Source organism: Vibrio splendidus (assembly GCF_001557875.1).
GTDB lineage: Bacteria > Pseudomonadota > Gammaproteobacteria > Enterobacterales > Vibrionaceae > Vibrio > Vibrio splendidus_F.
In genome coordinates this window covers 135,596-155,541 of the sequence record NZ_LNRF01000009.1, presented here as the reverse complement: position 1 = coordinate 155,541, position 19,946 = coordinate 135,596, and the positions used below count along the sequence as shown (strand labels likewise).

Genomic DNA, 19,946 nt, shown 5'->3' with positions numbered 1-19,946 from the left:
AAATCTCGTAGGGTACAGAGGTAAGATGTTCTATCTTTCAGACCTTTTGTTTCACGTTATTGGATTAGGCTGATTCAGCCGCCCCAGTCAGTATTTGACTGGGGCGTTTTTTCTTATGCGAAAGAAAAATATTTCCAAGCTACCATTCCCCCGTAAAATCTCTCATTTTTAGTGCCTTTTATTACACTTTCTCAAGCACCGTGATAACCCCTTATTTGCCTTAGATCTGGAATTCGATCAGCTTTTGGTAATTTAAATCCGTCTCTAAGTTGATTGTTTTATCACTTGAAATAACTTTTATTTTACAAGTAATCGATAAAGGATTGATGGCTCACGCCTTATTTATCAGTGTATTGAGTCGGTGAATGCTCAATGTAATCCATGATTTTCTGTTGTTTCTCGGTGCTGTATTTCAGGGCTTCAGCAGCAATTTGGATGGATTGCGCCATCGAAGGGATATTGTTGGTCGCTTTAACTCACGAATTTACAGAAAAAAAATACCCCACCTATATAAGGAGGGGCATTGATAAGGCTAAGTTACTTGTTGTAAGTTTTCTAACCTATAGCGACAAGTAGAGGAACTACTCTGAGTCGTTGTGCTCTTCGTCCGCTAACTCATCAATGATTTGATCAGCAAGTGCTGGGGCAAACCACTCATCCATTTTGGCACGTAGTTGGTCAACGCCGATGCCCTTCATTGAAGAGAAGACATCAACCGCCACATCACCACCGAAAGATTTTGCATCGTTACGAATTTTCAGTAGCTGTGCTTTACGCGCGCCACTTTTCAGTTTGTCTGCTTTTGTTAACAAAACTTGTACTGGGATACGGCTATCGATAGCCCAGTAGATCATTTGTTGGTCAAGGTCTTTCATTGGGTGACGGATATCCATCAGTACCACTAAACCTTTCAGGCTTTCACGTCGTTGTAGGTATTCACCTAGCGATTTCTGCCATTTTTTCTTCATCTCAAGTGGTACTTGAGCAAAGCCATATCCAGGTAAATCGACGATATGACAACCGTCCGTTACCTTAAATAGGTTAATTAGCTGAGTTCGACCGGGTGTTTTACTGGTTTTCGCCAAGCTTTTTTGGTTTGTAACGCGATTTAGCGCGCTAGATTTACCAGCATTGGAGCGTCCTGCAAACGCAATTTCGATCCCTTCGTCTTCTGGTAAATGACGAATATCAGGTGCACTGGTAATGAAATGCGTGTTTTGATAATGAATTTTTACGCTCACTGTTAACTCCATCTCGACTTTGTGTAGTCGATTGATTACTTTTTTGTGAATTTGTGTAAAATAACCGTGCTCGGCATAAGGTCGCCTATTGTACCATGAGTGGCAACATAGAGTGGTACTGGAAGCTTGATAATTATAATGGAATGTCATGAAGAAATTAGCGCTAATTTTGAGTCTTTTAGCCAGCTGCTCAGTATGGGCTCAAGGTAGTATTGAAGCTGGTAAAGCCAAATCACAAACATGTGTTGCCTGCCACGGTGCTGACGGCAACAGTCTGATCACTCAGTACCCTAAGCTGGCTGGTCAACACGAGAAGTACCTAGATAAGCAGTTAAAAGAGCTTAAGCTAGGTATGACGAGTGGTGGTAAGCAAGGTCGTTATGAACCTGTAATGGGTGCAATGGCGATGCCTTTATCTGAAGAAGATATGGCTGACCTAGCGGCATACTACGCATCGCTACCTATCTCTAGTAACTCTACTCCTGAAAATGTAGTAGATGAAGGTAAGGTTCTTTACACAGCGGGTAACGCAGAACGCGGCGTAACGGCATGTATTGCTTGTCACGGCCCTCGTGGTAATGGTACCGAACTTTCTGGTTTCCCTAAGATTTCAGGCCAACACGCAGATTACATCAAGGCTCAACTTGAGAAATTCCGCGATGGTAGCCGTAATAACGACATGAATGCGATGATGCGTGATGTAGCTAAAAAGTTAACAGACGCAGAAATTGATACCTTATCGAAGTACGTTGGTGGTTTACACTAATTTGTCGGTTTCTTGCTCTTAGCCAGAGTCAAGGAATGTACGCTCGAGCGAGATTGAAGAGACGCCCCGGTCAGTAATGATCGGGGCGTTTTCTTTTGTATTGGTTTTATTAATGAATTATACGCTTGTGTCTGATTTATCAATGTGTGATCGATTTGTGTACAAAAGTGTGAAGTCGCACTCTTGTAGTCTTTTTGTAACCGGGTAAAGTAACGGCCATCAGCTAGGAGCTGACTTAGATATGGATGATCATCTAGTCTAACGGTATAGACAGAAATGGATCAGGCTAGGACAGCCCAGCAACAAGGTGTTAGAAAAGGATAGCCAAAACTCATCAGGACGATGAACAACAAACAAATTTGGCATGGAAAGCACCAATAACAAATGGAGATTTGTGTACCAAGTTGAGTATGCAAATTTTGGCCGATATAGGCAGATTTAGAGAGCGATAGGTTTTCCTATCGCTTTTTTTATTGATTTGATGAAAAAACACCCAATACCACTCCACTATAAACTCAGTTTCTGGTATGTTTCGCATCCCTGTTTAAGGATGTGCTATGTATACTTGTCCCTTATGCCATCACCAAGGCGTGAATCACTATTTTGAAGACAAACGCAGAGCCTATCTGCAGTGTCAGCAATGTGAACTGGTATTTGTTAAACCTGAACAAAGGTTAGAAGCAAAAGAAGAAAAAGCACACTATGATCTCCATGAGAACGATCCTAGTGATGCAGGCTATCGCCGCTTTTTATCTCGCATTGCGGATCCACTAACAGACAAAATTTCATCTAACTCACAAGGGTTAGATTTTGGTTGTGGCCCAGGCCCTACGCTATCTATTATGTTAGAAGAAGCCGGACACACCATGGAGTTGTACGATATCTATTACCACCCAGATACCTCTGTGTTGGAAAAAACGTATGACTTTATGACTGCCACGGAGGTGATAGAGCATCTTTATCACCCAGACAAAGTGTGGCAGCAATGGTTGAATTTAGTTAAACCCAAGGGCTGGATTGGTCTTATGACTAAACTAGTAATAGACGTAGATGCGTTTGCTGGTTGGCACTACAAGAATGACCCGACACATGTCGTCTTCTTTAGTCGTCAAACATTCCAGTTTTTGGCAGAGCGGGATAAGCTCGAACTAGAATTTTTTGGAAATGATGTAATTTTACTGAGGAAAGTGCAGTAATGGGTCGTAGTAAGAAATCAAGAAAACCGGGAGCACTTGGCGCTCCGGAACCTATGGTTACTCGTAACCGTAGTGAATCTGATGTTGAAGGTCGTGAACGTAAGCGTGTTAAAAAACGTAAAGGCCTTAAGTCTGGCAGCCGTCACTCAGATGGTAGCGAAGCAAAACAGCGTAAAGCTGCACAAGCTCGTGACCCTCGTTTAGGCAGCAAGAAAAAAATCCCGCTGATCGTTGAACCAGTGAAGAAGCCGACTAAACAAGAGCGCAAGCTATCTAACGAACAAGAGTTAGAAATGCTTGAGAATGATGCTCAACTGAACACATTGCTAGATCGTATCGAAAATGGTGAAAACCTAGGTGCTGGTCTACAGAAGTTTGTTGATGAGAAACTTGATCGTATCGAACACCTAATGGGCCGCTTAGGTCTACTAGAGCCAGAAGACGATGAAGAAGAGACCTTCGAAGAAGCACCGGTTGCATCTAAGAAGAAAGCGAGCTCTGACGAAGACTTGCTATCTCAATTCGAAGATTTCGATTTAGACAGCTTTAAAGGTTAATAGCCAATGAACGTAACCTTATTAGCAATTGCTGGTGGAATTATCATTCTCGGCTTGGGCTCTTACGCAGGTTACCTTCTACTTCAAGTGAAGAAGCAGACGGAGTTGCAAAAGCAGCATCAAGCACTAGCCATTGAAAAACGTAACGCGACGATTTACGAAAACGTAAATACTTTGTGCTTAGCGGGTATTCAAGGGCAATGTGACTTACCTGAGATCAGTATCCGAGTGTGTATCATTATGGATAATGTGCAGGGTGATGAGCGCGTCGATTTTGATTCTGAGTATCCTGCTCTTTCTGAGCTGTACCACATCGTAAAAGATATGGCTCGCGGAGATGAAAGGCAGGAACTGACCAAGAAAGAACGCATGCAGCAGAATCTCACACGCCATAAGGCAGAGACTCGCTTGAATGATGCGGTCATCGAGGATTTGAAAAGATTGCAGGAGAAGGTTAAACCACTCAACAATCAAATCAACATTCAGATGATCTAGTCACTAAGACTATTTAATATAGAGGCTTGTTTAACATTTAGTTCTCAAAACGCGCAGTTCTCAAGACGCGCAGTTTTTAAGACGCGCTGCTTTTGAGACATACAGCTTTTAAGACTCATTGTCTTTAGTGCGATTTGTCTTTAACAGATAGTGTTAAATGAGCCTTCTTACCTTTTGCGTCTCGTTAATCCCGACGCTTTGTTAGTGATCAAGCTAGCAGTTCTGAGTTTTTGTCTGAAAAATTGATTTTGTCTTAGAACGACCTTACTGGTCGTGTGGCAAAATAACCCGTCTATATTTTAATGTATGTAAAATGATTTGAGAGACCTTAGGTTCTCGCGGATCTAAATTGGAAATACCGCTATGTCGAGCAAGCCAGTAACAACGAATCAGCAAATCGTTTGGGATCAAGAGATCTTAAACAAGTACAACTATTCGGGACCTCGTTACACCTCATACCCAACTGCGTTGGAGTTTCATGAAGCGTTTACCGTCGCTGATTACGACATGGCGTGTACTCAATATCCTGAGCGTCCACTCTCTCTTTACGTGCATATCCCATTCTGTCACAAGCTTTGTTACTACTGTGGTTGTAATAAAGTCATTACTCGTCACTCGCATAAAGCGGATGAGTACCTTGATGTGATTGAACATGAAATCCGCCAACGCGCCTCTTTATTGAATGGTCGTGAAGTGACTCAATTGCACTTCGGTGGTGGTACGCCAACGTTTTTGACCAAAACACAAATCACTCGCTTGATGATGATTCTGCGTGAGGAATTTAACTTCACCGCTGACGCTGAAATCAGTATCGAAGTTGACCCGCGTGAGATTGAGCTAGACGTACTCGACCACCTACGTAGCGAAGGCTTCAACCGCCTGAGTATTGGTGTTCAAGACTTCAATAAAGAAGTACAGAAGCTGGTTAACCGTGAGCAAGATGAAGAGTTCATCATTGCGATGGTTCAACGAGCGAAAGAGCTAGGCTTCCGCTCGACTAACCTTGATTTGATTTACGGCCTACCAAAGCAGACTCAAGCTTTGTTTGCTGAAACATTGAAACAAGTGCTAGAGATGAAACCAGGTCGTTTATCGGTATTTAACTACGCACACATGCCTCAGCTGTTTGCGGCGCAGCGTAAGATTAAAGACGAAGACTTACCTGAAGCGAAAGAGAAAATGGCTATCTTACAAGATACCATCGAGACGCTAACGGGGGCGGGTTACCAGTTCATCGGTATGGACCACTTTGCTCTACCTGAAGATGAGCTAGCGGTTGCCCAGCGTGAAGGCATTCTGCATCGTAACTTCCAAGGCTACACCACCCAAGGTGAAGCTGACCTAATTGGCTTCGGTGTTTCTGCTATCTCTATGGTGGGTGATGCTTACGCACAAAACCAAAAAGAGCTGAAGAAGTACTACGCTCAGGTGAATGACCTGCGCCATGCACTTTGGAAAGGAGTGGCACTAGACAGTGACGACCTTCTACGTCGTGAGGTGATCAAGCAGCTTATCTGTAACTTTAAGCTTGATAAGACCATGATCGAATCTGAGTTCTCGGTTAACTTTAGTCGCTACTTCAAAGAAGATTTAGAGCTTCTACAAACCTTTATCAACGACGATTTGGTTGAAGTCGATGATAAAGAAATCCGCGTTACTCTGCGTGGCCGTTTGCTGATCCGTAACATCTGTATGTGTTTTGATAAATACCTACGTGCCAAGGCTCGCCAGCAGCAATTCTCTCGCGTTATCTAATCGCTCGATAGAGAATAGAACAATAAAAAATGCCAGCGTTATGCTGGCATTTTTGTATCTGACTCATTCGATTTCTGCGTGACTTAGTTGAGGCTCTGTTTGGTATTTTGTTTGACCGTGGCACTTTGCTTGGAGTTGCTGAGGTCGGTAGGCCATTGGTCAAACGGAACTGGACGGCTGTATAAGAATCCTTGAGCAAGTGGGCACTGCAGCTGCTTGAGGAGTTCAGCCTGTTGCTGTGTTTCAACGCCTTCTGCCACCAAGCTTACTTTGAAACCCTTAGTGATGTTAACGATGGCCGCGACAATGGAGCTGTCTAGGTTCTCTTTTTCGAGCTTGCTGACGAAGCTGCGATCGATCTTTAAGCAGTCAAATGGCAGTTTTTGCAGATAGGCTAGGGATGAGTAGCCAGTGCCAAAGTCATCAATCGCAATTGAGATACCGAGTGCTTTTAGCGTCAGCATATTGTCGATGATGGTCGGGTCATTATCGACGATGCGTGACTCCGTGATCTCTAGTGTCAGGTTGCCTGCTGGAAGCTTGGTGTCACGTAGCGTGCCTTTAACTTGTTCGACAAAGCCACTTTCGCTTAGTTGATCGACCGATAGATTGACGTGAATCGAGAAGTCTTTGCTCCACTTTCCTGACTCAATCGCGATCGCTGTATCTCGACAGGACTTATGCAGAATCTGTTTTCCGATATCGTAAATGAGCCCGCTCTCTTCCGCGAGAGGAATGAACTCGAGCGGAGAGATCACCCCTTCATCGGTTATCCAACGAGCTAAAGCTTCTGCACCTATGGTTGAGCCAGATTCCAGATCAATAATAGGCTGATAAAACGGTTCGAATTGTTGAAGCTCAATCGCTCGGTTCATCCGAGCTAGCATCTTGGTGCGATATCTCGATGCTTGGCCCATCTCCGGGCTGTAAATACTGACACTGGTTTTGTCTTGTTTCGCGTTGCTCAGTGCAATGCTGCTGCTGCGTAGCAGGAGTGTAATGTCGTGGAGATTCGAGACATTGACTATCCCCATCGATACCTTGATCACCACGCTTTCCGATTCCATAGAAAATGGGGAAGCGAAGGTTTGAAGTAAGCGATTAGTCAGTAGCTGAACATCATCGCTTCGCGTAACGTTTGGTGCGTAGATGGCAAACTCATCACCACCAGTACGAGCCAGTAGGTATTCGGATGGCAGTGTGCCCCTTAAACGAGCTGCCGCAATGATAAGCAGTTGGTCACCATTGTAATGACCTAGGCTGTCATTGATGTCTCGGAAGCGATCAATACCAATCAAATACAGCGTGCCTTTTTCGTTGTCGGGGTGTTTCTTGGCAGCATCAATAAAGCCTTCACGGCTGTATAGTTTGGTAAGTGAGTCATAGGTAAGCTGAGACTGTAATGCGTGAAACGAGGCCTTTAAGTTGCTGGCCATTTCATTGAATGACTCCACCAACATACTGGTTTCATAGATATGCCCAGTCTTTGGCATGCTCGTGTCCCAATCGCCCTTAGCAAGACGCTTTGCCGCATCTGCTGTCGAGGTAATGGGTTGGGTTACGCGATTAAAGGCAATTAACCCTGCAATGACCCCAATGCAACTCAGTGCTAGCCCGAGTAACCAACTGTTTCTTTGGTTTTCTGGCAACTCACCGAGCAGATTGCTTTCAGGGATCGATACCCCAATAAACCACGTGAGGCCATGTTCATCTTCGTAAGGGGTGATTTGGTTGAAATATCGTTCGTTGTCTAGGCTGAAGCTAAAGCGCTGCTCGCCCAAATTATCGATTAGGTGGAATTGGTCTACGTAGCTAGCACTCTCACGTATGACTGGGTTAGCACTCTCTGTTGCTAGTTTGCGTTGCCCTTTGTTGGTTTGTCCTGTGCCCCATGAAACGACACTGCCTCCACCTGAGTGCGCGACCAAGCGTTGCTGCTTATCGATGATGTAAACAGAGGCATCCGTTCTATCTTTGAGCTTTCTGAGAAACGCATTGAAGGTATTGATTTTGATGTCGCTGACGACGACGGCTTTGAATTCATTATCATCATAGATAGGCGCGAGAGCAGATAAGGTGATTTCTTGACGTTCGTCAGCATTGGCATAAATTGGTGACCATAACGGTTTTTTCTGTGTCGCAACGGGTGTGTACCAAGGACGAATTCTAGGATCGTAACCTGAAATCACCGATCGAATGTCTTCACTAATCTTACTGCCACGGTAAATGACCAACTGATCATTAGTGCGTTCGTCTTGCACCATCAAGGTGTAGCCCTTGTTGGCTTCTTTGCGGAAACCGACGTAGTTACCGTCTTCAGAGCCAAAGCCGATCACATCGAGTTGAGGCACAGCTGTGTAATGGTCTGAAAACGTATAAAAAATATAGTCTTGAACCTTGCTGAGATTACCGGGCTGATAAAGATGGTGGTAGCCGATGTTATGGCTGAGCGAGAGGTTCGCGTGAAATGGCTTTTCTAAAAAATTGGACAGGCTTTGGTGAACGTGATCAGTAAGTGATGTTAGCTGGCGTGCACTAACATCACTCACCATCTCTTTGTAGCTTTGCTTTTGAGTAAAAACCATTACGCCCATAGTGAATAGAAAAATCATCACGAATGGCAGAACCACTGCGGTTCTCAAGGTAATTTGTGTTTTCAAAGACATCTTTAGCTACAACTTTGGTGAATAGTGTACTGTAATTGTACCGACACTATTCAAACCAAGCGACACTTTTTTGGTTAAAAAGTAGCTGCATCGAGAGTCATATTAGGTCAGTACAGCTCTTTAAGCTTGCGAGTTAGGGTGTTTCTTCCCCAACCTAAAACCTTGGCTGCATCTTGTTTGTGACCATTAGTATGGTTGAGTGCAGCCTCAAGTAGTATACGTTCAAACTCTGGTAGCGCATAAGTCAGCAGTTCTTTTTCTCCTGAATCAAGCGCACACTTCGCCCAATTAGCGAGCAGTTGTTGCCAGTTATCTCCACCCCCTGAGGTTGTCACCACTTTTTCTTCTAGCAGCTCTGGTGGTAGGTCTGAAGGAAGAATTTCGCTGCCGCTCGCCATCACGGTGAGCCAACGACAAATGTTCTCTAGCTGACGCACATTACCCGGCCAATTGAGCTGGTTGAGCTTCAAAATGGTCTCAGGATGCAGTGTCTTCATTTCAACACCGAGCTCTTCGGCGGCGGATGCGAGGAAGTGATGTGTGAGCTTTTCAATGTCTTGTTTACGTTCGCGAAGTGCCGGGATATGAATTCGGATAACGTTGAGTCGGTGGAAAAGGTCTTCACGGAAGTCGCCTTCATGCACCAATCGTTCAAGGTCTTGGTGGGTTGCGGCAACGATGCGCACGTCAACCTTCACCGCAGAGTGTCCACCCACACGATAAAACTGACCATCAGAAAGTACACGTAGCAAGCGAGTCTGAATATCGAGTGGCATGTCGCCGATCTCATCAAGAAAAAGCGTGCCGCCGTTGGCTTGTTCGAAACGTCCTTGGCGAACGCTGTTGGCTCCGGTAAAGGCGCCTTTCTCGTGGCCAAACAACTCAGATTCGATCAGATCCTTGGGAATTGCCGCCATGTTCAAGGCAATGAAGGGTTTCTTGGCTCTTGGGCTGTGACGGTGCAGAGCGTGAGCGACCAATTCTTTACCGGTACCCGATTCACCATTGATCAGTACGGATATGGATGAGCGAGACAAACGGCCAATAGCACGGAAAACCTCTTGCATTGCCGGCGCTTCACCGATGATTTCAGGAGCGTTGGTATCTTCGGCTACTTCACTGGCTTGCTCACGTTTCTGTTCTTGGCTGTGCGCGATCGCTCGCTCCACTAGAGTCAGTGTCTCATCAATATCGAACGGCTTTGGTAGATATTCAAAGGCGCCTTTTTGATAAGCATTCACCGCAGCATCAAGGTCTGAGTGCGCGGTCATGATAATCACGGGTAGGTCAGGGGAGCGTTGATGAACCTGATGCAGCAGTTCAATCCCGTCAATGCCGGGCATGCGAATATCAGACACCAATACGTCTGGTGTTTCGCGCTCCAGAGCAAGTAATACGCTCTCAGCATCAGCGAATGTTTCACACTTTATATCCGCAGATGAAAGTGTTTTTTCTACTACCCAGCGGATAGAGCTGTCGTCATCGACGACCCAAACGTATCCCTTACTCATAATTCAATTCCTTTGCAGCCAAATCTATTGTGATAATCATTGTTGTTTTTATGATGTCTCTAATTCTTTGTGCTACCGAGTTAAGCCTTTCATCTCACTGTCCAATAGCGAGGCTCTGTTGACCTAAATTGGTAGATAAATCGTGAATGTGGTATTGCCCGGCCAGCTTTCAACATCAATTTTCCCATTGTGTTGATCGATTAGGTTTTGAGAAATCGATAACCCCAGCCCTGTGCCACCTTCTCGCCCGCTGACCATTGGGTAAAATAGGGTGTCTTTTAAATCATCAGGGATGCCCGGGCCGTTATCGCTGATCTCAATACGAGCGGCGAGTTTGTGTCTCTGACCATGAATGTTGGCTTGATGCACCGTTCTGGTGCGAATGGTGATTTTTCCTGATTCTTGGTTTTTTAGAATCTGTGCTGCATTGCTCACGATGTTGAGCATCGCTTGTTCAACCTGTGCAGAATCCATCAAAATTGGCGGTAGGCTAGGGTCATAGTCTCTTTCGATAGTCAGTGCTGAGCCCGACTCAAGTTCTACGAGCTGTCTTACTTTCTCAAGTATCTGGTGGAGGTTTTCTTCTGACTTGGTTCCCGGCTTCTGCGGGCCAAGCAGGCGGTCGACTAAAGCTCTTAGGCGGTCGGCTTGTTCAATAATGATCTGGGTATATTCATTAAGAGACTGATCAGGAAGCATCTTGCCAAGTAACTGTGCTGCACCTCTTAAGCCGCCCAATGGGTTCTTGATCTCATGTGCTAACCCGCGTACCAGCAGTTTAGCTGCCTGTTGCTGTGCGTGTTGGTTGAGCTCTTGGCTAAGACGTCTTTGCTGGTCGATCTTGCGCATCTCAACCAATAACAGCGTCTCTCGCTGCCAAGAGATTGGGCTAACCGTTACCTCAAGCATTAGAGGGCGGTTATCAACCACAAAGGTCACGTCACTGTCGGTAATACTCTGGCCACTTTGTAGCGGTTGCGTCAGCAGTGCCAAATCAAGTGACGCGTGTTGGATAAGTTGACTCAGTGGATGATCAACGATGCGTCGCGCGCTCTGTGAAAAGAGTTGTTCAGCCGCCGGATTGGCGTATCGGACATACAGCTGCTCATCGAGCATCAATGTCGAAGTCACCATATTGTCGAGAATGGCGCTGGAAAGATGATGTGTATCTATGCTGTCGCTTTTGGCTGATCGATTCACTATTTCGTCCTTGAACTGGTGTTTTTTTCACTGCACCAAATTGGTGCGTAGCTAAGTTCAAGTATGGCGCATATCAACCAGAAGCTAAAGATAATTCATTAGAGTCGCTGAAAGCTGCTTCGATTTGGTGAAAAGTAGAGGTAATTCAGTCTCTTTTCACACATTGGCCTACTTGAGCGTCGCTCGATGTAAATACACGGTGACTGGACTAGTAGATGCAATAAGCTTGCCGCTTCTATGTGCTTGAATTGCAATGGTGTGAGTACCTCGATCGATCCCTTTTAATTCCCAAATAGGTTGGGTCTGTGGGGCGCCATAACGACGGCCATCAAGCATCAATTGTAACTGCTCACCAATACCAAGTTTTCGGTTGAGATCTATCTGAATTGGGATTAAGCCGCGGTTGCTACGAATGGTTTGATCATGAACTGGAGTCAGCATGGTGAGGGCTAATTGAGTGGGAACCTCACGCTTTGTGGTTTCTGTTTCTGCCTGAGTTTTAGCTGGCGTTGCCGTTTTAGTTGCAGGTGAAGCTGCGGCGTCAACCGGAGTCGAGGCCTCAAATTTAGGGGCGGGTGCTGAAGCTTGCACATCTGGCAGGCGAAGAGCCTCGGCATCTTGAGCGCTAGGGTTATCACTAAAGTGGAGCACGCCATCCTCATCTACCCAGGTATACACCGTTTGAGCAGAGCACGAGAGCGCGACTGTTAACCCGATCAGGAACAGTATGTTTTTCATATCTTTAGCCTCTTTTCACCGCTAGGTGATTTCACGTTTGGCGTTGGTTTTGTTATTGATTTTATTGTATTTAGATCGACAGCCTCTGGGGACTTTTGTCTATTATCTAAGGCATGTTACGAAGAAGGTGAGGTTGGGAGAATATAAAAAAGGCCCGCCTGCGAGGCGAGCCTAATATTTAGTTAGCGATTCTTACAAGATTGCAGTAAGAAATAGCTTATCTCTACTGGAGATTAAACTGAGTAGTACAGTTCAAACTCAAGTGGGTGTGTAGCCATGTTCACGCGTTGTACGTCGTCAGATTTCAGAGTGATGTAAGAATCGATGAAATCGTCAGAGAATACGCCGCCAGCTGTTAGGAACTCACGGTCTTCGCTAAGCGCAGCTAGAGCTTCTTGTAGAGATTCTGCAACTGTTGGGATTTCAGCTGCTTCTTCTGCAGGAAGGTCGTATAGATCTTTATCCATAGCTTCGCCTGGGTGAATCTTGTTCTTGATGCCGTCAAGGCCAGCCATAAGCATTGCTGAGTAGCATAGGTATGGGTTAGCTGCTGGGTCACCAAAACGTAGCTCGATACGACGAGCTTTAGGGCTTGGTACTACTGGGATACGGATAGAAGCAGAACGGTTACGTGCTGAGTAAGCAAGCATTACAGGTGCTTCGAAACCAGGTACAAGACGCTTGTACGAGTTAGTTGATGGGTTAGCAAACGCGTTGATTGCACGAGCGTGTTTGATTACACCACCGATGTAGTAAAGCGCCATTTCAGATAGGCCGCCGTACTTATCACCAGCAAACAGGTTAACGCCATCTTTTGCTAGAGATTGGTGAACGTGCATACCAGAACCGTTGTCACCAACTAGTGGCTTAGGCATGAATGTCGCTGTTTTACCAAATGCGTGAGCAACGTTGTGTACAACGTACTTGTAGATTTGAGTTTCATCAGCTTTCGCTGTTAGCGTGTTGAAGCGAGTTGCGATTTCGTTTTGACCCGCAGTTGCTACTTCGTGGTGGTGAGCTTCAACTACTAGGCCCATCTCTTCCATTACTAGACACATTGCTGAACGGATGTCTTGAGATGAATCTACAGGAGCTACTGGGAAGTAACCGCCTTTAACGCCAGGACGGTGACCTTTGTTACCGCCTTCGATGTCAGAACCTGTGTTCCAAGCTGCTTCTACGTCATCAATCTTGAAGAAAGAACCAGACATGTCGTTTGAGAACTTAACGTCGTCAAATAGGAAGAATTCTGGCTCTGGACCAACTAGAACTGTGTCTGCGATACCTGTAGAACGTAGGTACTCTTCAGAACGTTTAGCGATAGAGCGTGGGTCACGGTCGTAGCCTTGCATTGTTGCAGGCTCAAGGATGTCACAACGGATGTTTAGCGTTGCGTCTTCTGTGAATGGGTCCAGTACAGCAGATGCTGCGTCTGGCATCATTACCATGTCAGATTCGTTAATGCCTTTCCAACCAGCTACTGAAGAGCCGTCAAACATTTTGCCCTCTTCGAAGAAGTCTGCATCAACTTGGTGAGAAGGAATAGAGATATGCTGCTCTTTACCTTTTGTATCAGTAAAACGTAAGTCGATAAATTTAACTTCGTTCTCTTGGATCAGGGATAGTACATTTTCTACTGACATCTTGGATAACCTCCAGTGTTATTAATTCGGTATTAGCTCGATTCGGTTGAAACTAGCATTGATTAATGTCTATAAGTGCATTAATCGATGCTGATTTATCTATTGCCAAAAACGTGCCAAAAAAATTATTCCATTAATTTCAATGATTTACTTGTTTTTCGATTTTGCTTAATCTGGTTTTTGCACCAAAATGATCTCTGATTGCACATTGTTGGTGCAATCGGTTGTCTGTGCACCAATATGAGACATAAGCGAGCACCATTCAGCAATGAATTGCCTAAGTTGTCAATCCACTTTTGTTATTTAGCGGGAGATTTGACTCGCCACTCGCAGGTGATGCTTTTTTAGAGTCCTACGAATTTGGCTGCTCAACACTGTACTGAATCAAAGTTAAGCGGATATGAATCGCTAATAAAGAAAAAAGCCCCGGTTCAGATCACATATTTCTGGGTTTTTGTCTAGAATCTGGTATATTATTGACCGTTTTTTAAATCAAGCTAGCGGTTATTATCCAAACTTTTGAGATAAGTGACGGCTACTTTTATGAGTGAATCGAGAATCCATGTCTACTCCACAGATTGATAAGTTAAGAAATATCGCGATCATCGCGCACGTTGACCACGGTAAAACGACTTTGGTTGATAAACTGCTACAACAGTCAGGCACTCTTGAGTCTCGTGGTGAAGCTGAAGAGCGTGTCATGGATTCGAATGACATCGAAAAAGAGCGTGGCATTACCATTCTTGCTAAGAACACAGCAATCAACTGGAATGATTACCGCATCAACATCGTAGATACTCCGGGACACGCGGACTTCGGTGGTGAAGTTGAGCGTATCATGTCTATGGTTGACTCTGTTCTGCTTATCGTTGACGCAGTTGATGGCCCAATGCCTCAAACTCGTTTCGTAACGCAAAAAGCATTCGCACACGGTCTTAAGCCAATCGTTGTAATCAACAAGATTGACCGCCCAGGCGCTCGTCCTGATTGGGTTATGGATCAAGTATTCGACCTTTTCGACAACCTAGGTGCTACTGATGAGCAACTAGACTTCACAGTTGTTTACGCTTCAGCTCTAAACGGTTGGGCAACAATGACTGAAGGCGAAACTGGCGAGAACATGGAACCATTGTTCCAAGCTGTTGTTGATACAGTAGACGCGCCTGCAGTTGACCTTGACGGTCCACTACAAATGCAAATTTCGCAACTTGATTACAGCTCTTACGTAGGTGTTATCGGTGTTGCTCGTGTTACTCGTGGTTCTGTTAAGCCAAACCAACAAGTAACTATCGTAAATGCAGAAGGCAAAAAACGTAACGGTAAAGTAGGTACAGTTCTTGGTTACCTAGGTCTTGACCGTCACGAAGTTGAGCAAGCTAACGCTGGCGACATCATTGCAATCACTGGTCTTGGTGAGCTGAAAATTTCAGACACTATCTGTGACGTAAACAATGTTGAAGCAATGACTCCGCTTTCTGTTGATGAACCAACAGTAACAATGACGTTCCAAGTAAACACTTCTCCGTTCGCGGGTAAAGAAGGTAAGTTCGTTACTTCACGTAACATCCTTGAGCGTCTAGAGAAAGAACTAGTACACAACGTTGCACTACGTGTTGAAGAAACTGATAACCCAGATCGTTTCCGTGTTTCAGGTCGTGGTGAACTTCACCTATCTATCCTGATCGAAAACATGCGTCGTGAAGGTTTCGAGCTAGCTGTATCTCGTCCAGAAGTTATCATCAAGAAAGACGAAGATGGCAACCTAACTGAACCGTTTGAAACTGTGACTATCGACGTGCTTGAAGAGCACCAAGGTGGCATCATGGAAAACATCGGTCTACGTAAAGGTGAGCTAACTGATATGTCTCCAGATGGCAAAGGCCGTGTTCGCATGGACTTCATGATGCCTTCTCGTGGTCTTATCGGTTTCCAAACTGAGTTCCTAACGCTAACGTCTGGTTCAGGTCTTCTTTACCACTCATTTGATCACTACGGTCCTCACAAAGGCGGCGTAATCGGTCAACGTAACAACGGTGTTCTAATCTCGAACGCAACTGGTAAAGCTCTGACTTACGCACTATTCAACCTACAAGAACGTGGTCGTCTATTTGCTGAGCACGCAGACGAAGTATACGAAGGTCAAATCATCGGTATTCATAACCGTTCAAACGACCTAACAGTAAACTGTCTGAAAGGTAAGCAGCTAACGAACGTTCGTGCATCTGGTACTGATGAAGCACAGGTTCTTTCGCCACCTATCCGTCACACTCTAGAGCAAGCTCTTGAGTTCATCGACGAAGACGAACTAGTAGAAGTAACGCCTGTAAGCATTCGTATCCGTAAGAAGCTTCTTACTGAAAACGAACGTAAGCGTGCAGCACGTCCAGCTAAGGCTTAATTGCCAACTGACTAGCTTCTAGCTAAGTAGATAAGAAAGCCCCGAGTAGCCTAGCTGCTCGGGGCTTTTGTTTTATGTGGTGTAAGCTTAGATACGGGTAAGCGAGATGCGAGATACGAAGAGCATGTACCATATCTATTCATCGAATCGTCATTCCAGAATTGAGGAACGAAATATCTGGAATCTCTCTTCGATATGCATTGGCGGTAGGCAAGAGATGCTCACTAAGTTAGAGAGCAGTTTTTATTGCTAAGTAACTTTCAACGAACTGCACTCGCTCATCTACCGACATAAACGGTACTTCAACCACATCATAACCCAGCTCTTGATAGACGTTGACCAGCGCGTGGTGAATCTCTAACGCTTCTTCAAATGGGTAAGGGCGTACTTCATCTTGAACATAGATCGAATCCTCAGGGCGGCAGAACAACACTTGAGGGTGATATCCTTGGCTTGCTTCTTGGTAGGTCGCATCTATCTCTAGTTTAGCCTGCGCCAAATAGCCACAAATGTCCGGAATAGCACGATCGAGAAAGGCAATTGGATGTTGATTGGCTTGGTCTTTTTGCTCGCCCATCACACCTAAACAAAGCTCAGCAAAGCCGGGAAGGTCTACCCAAGGCAAGATACCGTCTTCAATCTGACTTTGCTGTTCTATTAACTGGCGAGAGGACTCTGAGAAGGTGGGGTAACCCGCACCACCCAAGGCATTAATCAATGTGGTTTTTCCGGCGCCAGGGCCGCCAGTAATAATGATTGGGTTCATACGGGCTTATCTAATGCGTTTCTAATTATGTTATTTCTGGTTCAGCTGAGCTAGGAACTTATCTGATTCTGCTATTGCAGCATTCATCTGTTTGATCGCGTAAGCGATGTCTTTTTCTAAGCTCATAAATTCGCCCTGCAGTGAACCCACAGCACTCGCATTGAGGTTGTGCTTCAAGTAAAGCGTGTTATCGCGAAGGGTATTGAGCACGGGATCCATTTTCTTCTCGGCGCGCTTCATTGCTGACAGCATCGTTTGGTAAGACGATTTGGTTTCACGTAGCTTTCGCTCACTCGAGCGGCGTAGTGAATCACTGGTGTAGAGATCTAATTCACTCTGCCACTCTTCAAACAGCGCATCTGACACATCTTCGATCGCAGCAATACGATCACTGACATTTTGCGCGGCTTTCTCGCTGTCTTGATATTTATCGTTGATTTGGTTGTACATGTCTTCAAGGTCGCCGCCACTGAAATTAGTCAGGCTACCCAAGGCTTCAAGTGCGCTGGTAAACTCTTCCTGAGCATCCTGCTGCGACTCTTTAGCGTCTTCCACTCTATCGACCATAATGTCACGCTTGTGGTAGCCCACCTGTTCCATTGCAGAGTAATAAGCGGATTGGCATCCAGTAAGAGTAAAAATAGAGAGGACTATAACTATTAAATAAGGCATCCTTGTTTCCTATAGTTAAGTAACGGAATATTAATTAGAACTATGAACGAGTTACCAGGGAGTTACAAGTTGAAGATAAAAAAGGTCGGCACACTCAGCATTCAGTTTTCCCGCTATCTTTTGGCGCGCATGACACATGATAGAGTCAACGTGAATGCGGGGTACTTGGCGTACATTACCTTGCTCTCAATTGTGCCGATGTTGACGGTTTTGCTCTCTATCTTGTCGTCATTCTCAGTCTTTGCTGATGTTGGCGTGGTGATTCAAAATTTCGTCATTACCAACTTTGTTCCAGCATCAGGAGATGCGGTGCACGGTGCTTTGTTAGAGTTCGTTGCCAATACCGGCAAGATGACGGCGGTAGGTAGTGTGTTCTTATTCATTGCAGCGCTGATGCTGATCTCCAATATTGATAAAAACTTAAACTACATCTGGCGAGTAACGGAAAAGCGACGTGCAGTGCTGTCTTTTTCTATGTACTGGATGGTGCTCACGCTTGGACCTATCTTGGTCGGTGCGAGCATTGCTGCAACGTCTTACGTGACATCATTGAGCTTACTGCAAAATGAGGTTGTGTCTGGTGCCTTTAATACCGTGATTCGCAAACTTCCTTTGATTCTCTCTTTCTTTGCATTCTTCGGTTTGTACCTGCTGGTTCCCAACAAAAAGATACACTTTTCTCATGCAGCAGCGGGCTCTCTGGTTGCGGCTCTGTTGTTCGAACTCAGTAAGAAAGGCTTTGCAGCCTACATTACGCAATTCCCTTCTTACCAGTTGATTTATGGCGCATTAGCGGCAATTCCTATTCTTTTTGTCTGGGTGTATTTGTGCTGGTTGATCGTACTGGTGGGTGCTGAGGTGACGGCCGCATTGGGTGAGCAGGAACAGTGGAGTGACTCGAAAGAAATGGTACACTCGTCGGATAAAGACAAAATCACAGAGCAAGGAAACAACAGTGATAGCACTGATCCAGAGAGTAAGTGAAGCTGCCGTCCGTGTTGATGGCGAAGTCGTTGGTGAGATTGAGCAAGGCTTATTGGTTCTGTTAGGCGTAGAAAAAGGTGATGACGAAGCCAAAGCCAAACGTTTGATGGAACGAGTAACTACTTATCGTGTCTTTGGAGATGAAGACGATAAAATGAACCTCAACGTGAAGCAGGTAGAAGGTAAGGTATTAGTGGTGTCTCAATTCACTCTGCCAGCCGATACCAAGAAAGGAACACGAGCAGGATTTTCTCGTGGTGCTCCCCCTGAAGATGCTGAGCGTCTTTACAACTATTTCTCTGACCAATGTGAATCAGTGTTGCCAACGGAACGTGGCCGATTTGCAGCCGACATGAAAGTGTCTTTGGTTAATGATGGCCCTGTGACATTCTGGCTGCAGGTTTAGGCTTAAAGGAATAAGCATGTTTAAACTCATAACACCGACCACCGAAAATCAACTAAATAAGTATTACCATTTTCGTTGGCAGATGCTCCGTGAACCTTGGCGAATGCCGGTAGGTTCTGAGCGCGATGAATATGACCCAATGAGTCACCATCGCATGATTGTTGATGGTCGAGGTCGTCCGATGGCGATTGGTCGTCTGTATATCACCCCAGATCTAGAAGGTCAGATCCGCTACATGGCGGTTAAGAACTCTCGCCGTAGTAAAGGTATGGGTTCGTTGATTCTAGTCGCGCTTGAGTCATTGGCTCGCCAAGAGGGTGCTAAGCGTTTGGTGTGTAATGCACGTGAAGATGCGATCTCATTCTATGAGAAGAATGAGTTTGAACGTCGCGGTGAAATTAATGATCAACGTGGCCCTGTGCGCCACCAACAGATGGTGAAACAGCTTGATCCAATGGCAGATGTTCTGCGTAAGCCTGAGTGGTGTAATGAGCTTCAGCAACGTTGGGAACATCAGATCCCGATCAGTGACAAGATGGGTATCAAGATTAACCAATACACGGGTTACCAATTTGAGTGCAGTGCTCAGCTGAATCCCAACTTGAACCCTCATAACACCATGTTTGCGGGCTCAGCGTTCACTCTAGCGACCTTAACCGGTTGGGGGATGACTTGGTTATTGATGAAAGAGCGTGGACTGACTGGTGATATCGTATTGGCAGACAGCAATATTCGTTATCGTCATCCAGTCGAGCAAAACCCAGTAGCCTCTACCTCTTTGGATGGGATCAGTGGGGATTTAGACCGCCTCGCGTCGGGCAGAAAGGCACGTATCATCATTCATGTGACTATTAACAGTGGTGATGTGGAAGCGGTAGAGTTTACCGGAACCTACATGTTGATCCCCGACTATAAAAAGATACTCTCGACAGATTCAAATGAGAGCGAATAG

General features: G+C 45.4%; 17 protein-coding genes and 1 pseudogene. 9 read left to right on the top strand and 9 right to left on the bottom strand.

Annotation, left to right across the window (positions count from 1 at the left end):
* Nucleotides 1–338 precede the first annotated feature (338 nt).
* Nucleotides 339–476 (bottom strand): annotated as a pseudogene (locus ATB74_RS23915) (GTP-binding protein); the annotation flags it as partial.
* A 105-nt stretch (nucleotides 477–581) separates the two neighbouring features.
* Complete coding sequence (gene yihA / locus ATB74_RS18700; RefSeq protein ID WP_017060162.1) at nucleotides 582–1,241, bottom strand: ribosome biogenesis GTP-binding protein YihA/YsxC; 660 nt, start codon at nucleotides 1,239–1,241, stop codon at nucleotides 582–584.
* A gap of 148 nt (nucleotides 1,242–1,389) precedes the next feature.
* Between yihA and ATB74_RS18695 the strand changes: the two genes are divergently transcribed.
* The 5 genes from ATB74_RS18695 to hemN all read left to right on the top strand — a co-directional run bounded on the left by ATB74_RS18695 (nucleotide 1,390) and on the right by hemN (nucleotide 6,010).
* On the top strand, nucleotides 1,390–2,007 hold the full coding sequence (locus ATB74_RS18695) for a c-type cytochrome (RefSeq protein WP_060983242.1): 618 nt from the start codon (nucleotides 1,390–1,392) through the stop codon (nucleotides 2,005–2,007).
* 557 nt (nucleotides 2,008–2,564) lie between these two features.
* A complete protein-coding gene (locus ATB74_RS18690) occupies nucleotides 2,565–3,203 on the top strand; it encodes a class I SAM-dependent methyltransferase (RefSeq protein ID WP_048612436.1) in 639 nt (212 codons plus the stop codon).
* Nucleotides 3,203–3,760 (top strand): Der GTPase-activating protein YihI, encoded by a 558-nt coding sequence (yihI, locus tag ATB74_RS18685; RefSeq protein ID WP_061019425.1) that lies wholly within the window; start codon nucleotides 3,203–3,205, stop codon nucleotides 3,758–3,760. The genes ATB74_RS18690 and yihI overlap by 1 nt, the downstream gene beginning before the upstream one ends.
* 6 nt (nucleotides 3,761–3,766) lie before the next feature.
* Complete coding sequence (locus ATB74_RS18680; protein WP_060983240.1) at nucleotides 3,767–4,255, top strand: DUF2489 domain-containing protein; 489 nt, start codon at nucleotides 3,767–3,769, stop codon at nucleotides 4,253–4,255.
* 363 nt (nucleotides 4,256–4,618) lie between these two features.
* Nucleotides 4,619–6,010, top strand: a complete 1,392-nt coding sequence (gene hemN / locus ATB74_RS18675) for an oxygen-independent coproporphyrinogen III oxidase (RefSeq protein WP_061019424.1) — start codon at nucleotides 4,619–4,621, stop codon at nucleotides 6,008–6,010.
* Between the two features lie 83 nt (nucleotides 6,011–6,093).
* Here hemN and ATB74_RS18670 read toward each other — a convergent pair whose 3' ends face one another.
* The 5 genes from ATB74_RS18670 to glnA form a co-directional block, all read right to left on the bottom strand.
* Complete coding sequence (locus ATB74_RS18670; RefSeq protein WP_061019423.1) at nucleotides 6,094–8,676, bottom strand: bifunctional diguanylate cyclase/phosphodiesterase; 2,583 nt, start codon at nucleotides 8,674–8,676, stop codon at nucleotides 6,094–6,096.
* A 107-nt stretch (nucleotides 8,677–8,783) separates the two neighbouring features.
* On the bottom strand, nucleotides 8,784–10,187 hold the full coding sequence (glnG, locus tag ATB74_RS18665) for a nitrogen regulation protein NR(I) (RefSeq protein WP_061019422.1): 1,404 nt from the start codon (nucleotides 10,185–10,187) through the stop codon (nucleotides 8,784–8,786).
* 123 nt (nucleotides 10,188–10,310) lie between these two features.
* Nucleotides 10,311–11,387, bottom strand: coding sequence for a nitrogen regulation protein NR(II) (glnL, locus tag ATB74_RS18660; protein ID WP_060983236.1), 1,077 nt, complete (start codon nucleotides 11,385–11,387; stop codon nucleotides 10,311–10,313).
* A 168-nt stretch (nucleotides 11,388–11,555) separates the two neighbouring features.
* On the bottom strand, nucleotides 11,556–12,125 hold the full coding sequence (locus ATB74_RS18655) for a DUF4124 domain-containing protein (RefSeq protein ID WP_061019421.1): 570 nt from the start codon (nucleotides 12,123–12,125) through the stop codon (nucleotides 11,556–11,558).
* A 233-nt stretch (nucleotides 12,126–12,358) separates the two neighbouring features.
* Nucleotides 12,359–13,768 (bottom strand): glutamate--ammonia ligase, encoded by a 1,410-nt coding sequence (gene glnA / locus ATB74_RS18650; RefSeq protein ID WP_019826498.1) that lies wholly within the window; start codon nucleotides 13,766–13,768, stop codon nucleotides 12,359–12,361.
* A 562-nt stretch (nucleotides 13,769–14,330) separates the two neighbouring features.
* Here glnA and typA point away from each other — a divergent pair.
* Nucleotides 14,331–16,166 (top strand): translational GTPase TypA, encoded by a 1,836-nt coding sequence (gene typA / locus ATB74_RS18645; protein WP_017059220.1) that lies wholly within the window; start codon nucleotides 14,331–14,333, stop codon nucleotides 16,164–16,166.
* Between the two features lie 229 nt (nucleotides 16,167–16,395).
* Here the strand turns inward: typA and ATB74_RS18640 are convergent, their stop codons facing one another.
* Both ATB74_RS18640 and ATB74_RS18635 read right to left on the bottom strand, forming a co-directional pair.
* On the bottom strand, nucleotides 16,396–16,932 hold the full coding sequence (locus ATB74_RS18640; RefSeq protein WP_061019420.1) for an AAA family ATPase: 537 nt from the start codon (nucleotides 16,930–16,932) through the stop codon (nucleotides 16,396–16,398).
* Nucleotides 16,933–16,962: 30 nt separating this feature from the next.
* On the bottom strand, nucleotides 16,963–17,604 hold the full coding sequence (locus tag ATB74_RS18635) for a DUF2959 domain-containing protein (protein ID WP_061019419.1): 642 nt from the start codon (nucleotides 17,602–17,604) through the stop codon (nucleotides 16,963–16,965).
* Nucleotides 17,605–17,646: 42 nt separating this feature from the next.
* Between ATB74_RS18635 and ATB74_RS18630 the strand changes: the two genes are divergently transcribed.
* From ATB74_RS18630 to ATB74_RS18620, 3 genes are read left to right on the top strand one after another with little or no spacing between them, the layout of a single operon-like run.
* Nucleotides 17,647–18,588, top strand: coding sequence for a virulence factor BrkB family protein (locus ATB74_RS18630; protein WP_061019418.1), 942 nt, complete (start codon nucleotides 17,647–17,649; stop codon nucleotides 18,586–18,588).
* A complete protein-coding gene (gene dtd / locus ATB74_RS18625) occupies nucleotides 18,560–18,994 on the top strand; it encodes a D-aminoacyl-tRNA deacylase (protein ID WP_054542071.1) in 435 nt (144 codons plus the stop codon). The genes ATB74_RS18630 and dtd overlap by 29 nt, the downstream gene beginning before the upstream one ends.
* Before the next feature lie 16 nt (nucleotides 18,995–19,010).
* The gene (locus ATB74_RS18620) at nucleotides 19,011–19,946 is read left to right on the top strand and encodes a bifunctional GNAT family N-acetyltransferase/hotdog fold thioesterase (protein ID WP_060983232.1); all 936 of its coding nucleotides are present in this window, start codon (nucleotides 19,011–19,013) and stop codon (nucleotides 19,944–19,946) included.

Excerpts from the sequence above, each read along its gene's own strand:
- ATB74_RS18695 (WP_060983242.1), top strand. The coding sequence starts at position 1,390 with ATGAAGAAATTAGCGCTAATTTTGAGTCTTTTAGCCAGCTGCTCAGTA.
- ATB74_RS18680 (WP_060983240.1), top strand. The coding sequence starts at position 3,767 with ATGAACGTAACCTTATTAGCAATTGCTGGTGGAATTATCATTCTCGGC.
- ATB74_RS18620 (WP_060983232.1), top strand. The coding sequence starts at position 19,011 with ATGTTTAAACTCATAACACCGACCACCGAAAATCAACTAAATAAGTAT.
- typA (WP_017059220.1), top strand. The coding sequence starts at position 14,331 with ATGTCTACTCCACAGATTGATAAGTTAAGAAATATCGCGATCATCGCG.
- hemN (WP_061019424.1), top strand. The coding sequence starts at position 4,619 with ATGTCGAGCAAGCCAGTAACAACGAATCAGCAAATCGTTTGGGATCAA.
- glnG (WP_061019422.1), bottom strand. The coding sequence starts at position 10,187 with ATGAGTAAGGGATACGTTTGGGTCGTCGATGACGACAGCTCTATCCGC.
- glnA (WP_019826498.1), bottom strand. The coding sequence starts at position 13,768 with ATGTCAGTAGAAAATGTACTATCCCTGATCCAAGAGAACGAAGTTAAA.
- ATB74_RS18640 (WP_061019420.1), bottom strand. The coding sequence starts at position 16,932 with ATGAACCCAATCATTATTACTGGCGGCCCTGGCGCCGGAAAAACCACA.
- ATB74_RS18670 (WP_061019423.1), bottom strand. The coding sequence starts at position 8,676 with ATGTCTTTGAAAACACAAATTACCTTGAGAACCGCAGTGGTTCTGCCA.
- ATB74_RS18635 (WP_061019419.1), bottom strand. The coding sequence starts at position 17,604 with ATGCCTTATTTAATAGTTATAGTCCTCTCTATTTTTACTCTTACTGGA.
- ATB74_RS18655 (WP_061019421.1), bottom strand. The coding sequence starts at position 12,125 with ATGAAAAACATACTGTTCCTGATCGGGTTAACAGTCGCGCTCTCGTGC.
- ATB74_RS18630 (WP_061019418.1), top strand. The coding sequence starts at position 17,647 with ATGAACGAGTTACCAGGGAGTTACAAGTTGAAGATAAAAAAGGTCGGC.
- yihI (WP_061019425.1), top strand. The coding sequence starts at position 3,203 with ATGGGTCGTAGTAAGAAATCAAGAAAACCGGGAGCACTTGGCGCTCCG.
- ATB74_RS18690 (WP_048612436.1), top strand. The coding sequence starts at position 2,565 with ATGTATACTTGTCCCTTATGCCATCACCAAGGCGTGAATCACTATTTT.